Source organism: Nakamurella sp. (assembly GCF_048594475.1).
In the GTDB taxonomy this organism is placed as follows: domain Bacteria; phylum Actinomycetota; class Actinomycetes; order Mycobacteriales; family Nakamurellaceae; genus Nakamurella.
Genome location: NZ_JBMDXT010000319.1, coordinates 1 through 4,686, shown reverse-complemented (window position 1 = coordinate 4,686; position 4,686 = coordinate 1). Strand labels below are relative to the sequence as shown.

The 4,686-nt window shown below is 73.2% G+C and carries 6 protein-coding genes; 1 reads left to right on the top strand and 5 read right to left on the bottom strand.

All coding sequences use genetic code 11. From position 1 onward, the window contains the following. The 3 genes from ACOJUF_RS14510 to ACOJUF_RS14500 form a co-directional block, all read right to left on the bottom strand. Positions 1-916: SPFH domain-containing protein (locus tag ACOJUF_RS14510; RefSeq protein ID WP_420122539.1), on the bottom strand; the 916-nt coding region annotated here is incomplete at its 3' end. 189 nt (positions 917-1,105) lie between these two features. Next, the gene (locus ACOJUF_RS14505) at positions 1,106-1,309 is read right to left on the bottom strand and encodes a hypothetical protein (protein WP_420122541.1); all 204 of its coding nucleotides are present in this window, start codon (positions 1,307-1,309) and stop codon (positions 1,106-1,108) included. 43 nt (positions 1,310-1,352) lie between these two features. Continuing rightward, positions 1,353-2,321, bottom strand: coding sequence for an SPFH domain-containing protein (locus tag ACOJUF_RS14500; RefSeq protein WP_420122538.1), 969 nt, complete (start codon positions 2,319-2,321; stop codon positions 1,353-1,355). A 349-nt stretch (positions 2,322-2,670) separates the two neighbouring features. Here ACOJUF_RS14500 and ACOJUF_RS14495 point away from each other — a divergent pair, with 349 nt between their 5' ends. After that, on the top strand, positions 2,671-2,922 hold the full coding sequence (locus tag ACOJUF_RS14495) for a helix-turn-helix domain-containing protein (protein ID WP_420122537.1): 252 nt from the start codon (positions 2,671-2,673) through the stop codon (positions 2,920-2,922). A 250-nt stretch (positions 2,923-3,172) separates the two neighbouring features. On the opposite strand, the gene ACOJUF_RS14490 is transcribed toward ACOJUF_RS14495, so the two are convergent. Further along, positions 3,173-3,787, bottom strand: coding sequence for a ClpP family protease (locus ACOJUF_RS14490; RefSeq protein WP_420122540.1), 615 nt, complete (start codon positions 3,785-3,787; stop codon positions 3,173-3,175). 5 nt (positions 3,788-3,792) lie between these two features. Beyond that, positions 3,793-4,506 (bottom strand): ClpP family protease, encoded by a 714-nt coding sequence (locus ACOJUF_RS14485; RefSeq protein ID WP_420122536.1) that lies wholly within the window; start codon positions 4,504-4,506, stop codon positions 3,793-3,795. Between the last annotated feature and the right edge of the window lie 180 nt (positions 4,507-4,686).

Sequence of the window (4,686 nt, the reverse complement as noted above, 5' to 3'; positions counted from 1 at the left end):
CCGGCCCGGCCGCGGGGTCCGCGGCCGAGCCGGCGAGGGGGCCGGCCGGCGGGAGCGGGCGCGCCGCGACGGCGACGTTGAGCCCCTCGGTCCGGGCAACGAGCTCGCGCCACAGGTCGGTCTCCCGGTAGCGCCAGGCGTCGTCGCTCGGCGTGACGTGCTTCTGCAGGTCGGCGTCGTTCTGGGCGCGCAGGGTCCGGGTCTCGGCCTCGGCCCGCTCACGCTCCAGTTCGTACCGGGCGCGCACGGTGGCCTGGACGACCTCACCCGTCCGCCCCAGGTCGACGGAGCCCAGCACGAAGCCGGTCATCGAGATGCCGTCCGACTCCAAGGCGTCCCGCACCGCCGTCGCCAGCCGCTGCTCGCAGTCGCGCCGCTGCGCGCCGAAGAACTGCTCGATCCCGTCGTGGTGCTCGGCCAGCGTGCTGAGCACGGCGCGGGTGCTGACGTCCCGGACGACGCCGAACACGCCGTTGGGGCCGTACCGCTCATGTACCTGCTTGAGGTTCTCGGGCAGCAGCTGGAACCGGACGGTCACCACGACCGTCGCCTCGGTCCGGTCGCCCAGGGTCACCGGCAGCGTCGGGCCGGACACCTCCAGCCGGTCGAACGACCCCCGGCTCACCCGCCGGTCGCCCAGGCTCCGCTTGAACCCGACCTGCTCGTTGTCCCCGAGCCCGTCCGCCCGGTAGGCCAGCTCGACCGAGGGGTACTCCTCGATGATCACCCGGCGCAGCGCGAAGACGAAGTGGCTGCCGGGGGGCAGGGTGCGGTCCGTGGCCTTGCCCCGGGACATCACCAGGCCCAGGCTGCCCGACGGCACCCGGACCAGCGAGGCGGCGATGATGATCCAGATCAGCAGGCCGAGGGCCGGCAGGATCAGGATCAGGAAGATGATCCAGGCCAAGGTGCTCATCGCGATGCCCTCCGGGCGACGGGCCGACGGTCGTCGGGGGTGACCCGAACGGGCCGGAATGACTCAGACACCGGGGCATTCTGCGGCAGCAACCGGCCCGGGCGCGTCACCCGCAGCGGATGATCGCGGTGGCGGTGGCGGTGGCGGTGGCGGTGGCGGTGGCGGTGGCGGTGGCCCGGGCCGCCGGCGTCAGCCGGCGGTGTCCGCCCCGGGCTCGGGGACCGCGCGCGGTCGGCCGCGTCGGGGGATCGGTGCCGGGTTGGCCGGCGCCCGCCCGGCGTCCGCCAGCGCCCGCCGCAGCAGGACCTCGACCTGCGCGTTCACGCTGCGCAGGTCGTCGGCCGCCCAGCGGGCGATGGCGTCGTGGACGGCCGGGTCGAGCCGGAGCAGCATCGCGCGCCGCTCCGCGGAGCGTCCCGTCTGATCGGCCACCCGCTCAGGTGTACAGGGAGCCGGTGTTGACCACCGGGGTGGCCTTCTGGTCGCCGCAGAGGACGACCAGCAGGTTGGAGACCATGGCGGCCTTGCGCTCGTCGTCCAGGACCACGACCTCCTCCCGCTCCAGCCGGTCGAGGGCCATCTCGACCATGCCGACCGCGCCGTCCACGATGCGGCTGCGGGCGGCGACGATCGCGCCGGCCTGCTGCCGCTGCAGCATCGCCTGGGCGATCTCGGCGGCGTAGGCGAGGTGGCTGATCCGGACCTCGATGATCTCCACCCCGGCGACCGAGACGCGCTGCGCGACCTCGTGGGCCAGCTCGGCCGAAACGACGTCGGTCGACCCGCGCAGCGACGTGGCGTGCTCGTCGGAGTCGTCGTAGGGGTGCGTCGTGGTGACGTGGCGCAACGCCGATTCGGACTGGACGCTCACGAAGCTCTCGTAGTCCTCGACCGCGAACACGGCCTTCGCGGTGTCGGCGACCTGCCAGACGACGATCGCGGCGATCTCCACCGGGTTGCCGTCGGCATCGTTGACCTTGAGCGTGTTGGTCTCGAAGTTGCGCACGCGGACGGACACCCGGCGGTGGGTCGACAGCGGCACGACCCAGGTCAGGCCGGTCCGCCGGACGGTCCCGATGTACCGGCCGAAGAACTGCACGACCCGGGTCTCGCCGGGGGCGATGACGACCATCGGGATCACCAGCAGCAGCATTAGGACGAACGCCACGATCGCGATGGACAACGGGGTGGTCGGCGCGGCGCCGCGCTGGGCGGCGTCGACCACCCCGATGACCTGCCACACGGTGACGCCCAGCATGGCGAGCGCGCCCAGCAGGGCGAGGAACCCGCTGACCGCCCAGGCGGGGTGCTCGTCCAGGTCCACGCGAATTCCGGAGTGGCCGACCGGGGTCGAGGCGGGCGGCTCGACCTGCGGGTCGATCGCGGCCTGCTGGGTGTCGATCATGGGGCGCCCCCTCGTCGTGCGGCGAAAGTGGATATCTAAGTGATATCACTTTTGACGGGGGCGGGCCAGGGCCGTTGCGCCCGTCGCGAACAGCCGTTCGTCATGGGTGCGCTCATGGGTGCGGACGGCGGGGTGTCGCCGTACCGTCGGCGGCACGAACGAATCGACAGGCGGGAGTGCGATCGTGGGTGAGCTCATCTCCTTGGCGCGGGAACGGTCGGCCCGCCGGCCGGCGGTTGCGCCGGAGCCGACCGTTCGTCCAGGTGCGGTCCGGTCGGAGCCGGTCGTCCGGCCGGAATCGGCCCGGTCCCGGCGGCCCGATACCCGGCGTGATCCGTTGTGGCGCGAGGTGTCCGGCGGCGTCCTGCGGGCCGAGCGGCAACGGCAGGGGCGGACGCTGGCGGATGTCGCCGGCCGCGCCGGGATGTCCGTGCAACACCTGTCCGACGTCGAACGGGGCCGCAAGGAGGCGTCGTCCGAGATGCTGGCCGCCGCCACCGGATCGCTCGGCCTGAGCCTGGCCGAGTACGCCCGCCGGTGCGCCACCACGATGGGCGCGGCCGGGGCCGCGCCGACCGGCCCGGTCCTGCTCGCGGCCTGATCGACCGGGCAATCAGGCCGTGCGGGATCGGCCGCCGGCGTGGCCGCCGCCCCGATCACGTCCGCACCAGGCCGGCCGCGCCGGTCCGGGCGGTGCGCCGTGCGCTGATCGAAGGCCCGCCGAAGCGGACATGTGTCCGCGACAGTGGCACTTGGATCAGCGCACCGGCCCGGCGCCCCGCCCGGCGCACCGTCAGCGACGCAACCGCCAGGCGCGTCGCCGGCTCCGCGGATCAGCCAGATCAGGCGGATCAGGCGGGCCGAGCCAGGGCGGGCTGCCGGCTGCTGATGATCATGTCCGCGAGCCCGTAGGCCACTGCCTCAGGCGCGGTGAAGATCTTGTCGCGGTCCGTGTCGCGGCGCAGCGTCGCCGGGTCCTGGCCGGTGTGCCGGGCCAGCACCTGTTCCATCTCCTCACGCACCCGCAGGAGCTCGCGGGCCTGCAGGGCCAGGTCGGAGATCTGCCCCTGGCCCCCGCCGACGGACGGCTGGTGCAGCAGCACTCGGGTGTGCGGCAGCACGGCGCGGCGTCCCGGGGCGCCGGCGGCCAGCAGGATCGCCGCGGCCGACGCGGCCTGGCCGATGCAGGTCGTGGCCACCGGCGCGCGCACGAACTGCATCGTGTCGTAGATCGCGGTCATCGCCGTCATCGAGCCCCCCGGTGAGTTGAGGTACAGACCGATCTCGGCGTCCGGGTTGTCGGACTCCAGGTGCAGCAACTGGGCGACGACGACGTTGGCGACGTCGTCGTCGATCTCCGTGCCCAGGTAGATGATGCGGTCGGACAGCAGCCGGCTGAACACGTCGACGGCCCGCTCGCCGCTGGTGGTCTTCTCGATGACGGTGGGGACGGTGTAGTGGCCCATCGCGGTCACGCCACCGTTCCGGCCGCGGCGGACGGGCCCACGACCCCCGGACCGCCGGCGGGGCGGCTGTGGGGTCCGCGTACCGGCTCGCTCGGGCCGAGCCCGATGCGGTGCCGGTCGGCGGCGGGCCGGATGTCGGAGGTCGTCCGCAGGATGCCGTCGACCAGGCCGTAGTCGACCGCCTGCGCGGCGGTGAACCACCGGTCGCGGTCGGCGTCCCGGTCGATCGTGGCCTCGTCCTGCCCGGTGTGTTCGGCGGTCAGCCGAGTCATGAGACCTTTGACGTACTCCAGGTTCTCGGCCTGGATCTGCACGTCGACCGCGGTCCCGCCGATGCCGGCCGAACCCTGGTGCATCAGGATCCGGCTGTGCGGCAGGGCGAACCGCTTGCCCGGCGTGCCGGCGGTGAGCAGGAATTGGCCCATGCTGGCGGCCAGCCCCATCGCGAGGGTGCTGACGTCGTTCGGGATGAGCCGCATCGTGTCGTAGATGGCCAGCCCGGCGGAGACCGAGCCGCCGGGGGAGTTGATGTAGAGGCTGATGTCGGCCCGCGGATCCTCGGCGGACAGCAGCAGCAGCTGGGCGCAGATCCGGTTGGCGATCGGGTCGTCGACCTGCTGGCCCAGGACGACGATGCGCTGGTGCAGCAGGCGCCCGGCCAGCTGGTCGTCGAACGAGCCGGACAGGCCGGTCGCGGCGGGGGCGGTCAGGGTGGGCACGGGTCCTCCTGGATGTCGGTCGGTTGGTCATGTCGGTTGGTCGCGTCGGGTGGTCGCGTCGGTTGGTCGAACCGGTCGGATCGAGGTGGTCGGGGGCCGGTCCGGTCGAGTGGTCCCACCGACGATGCCCGGGGTCGGCGCGGTGTGGGGCCGGATCAACCGGCGGCGGATCCGCTGTGA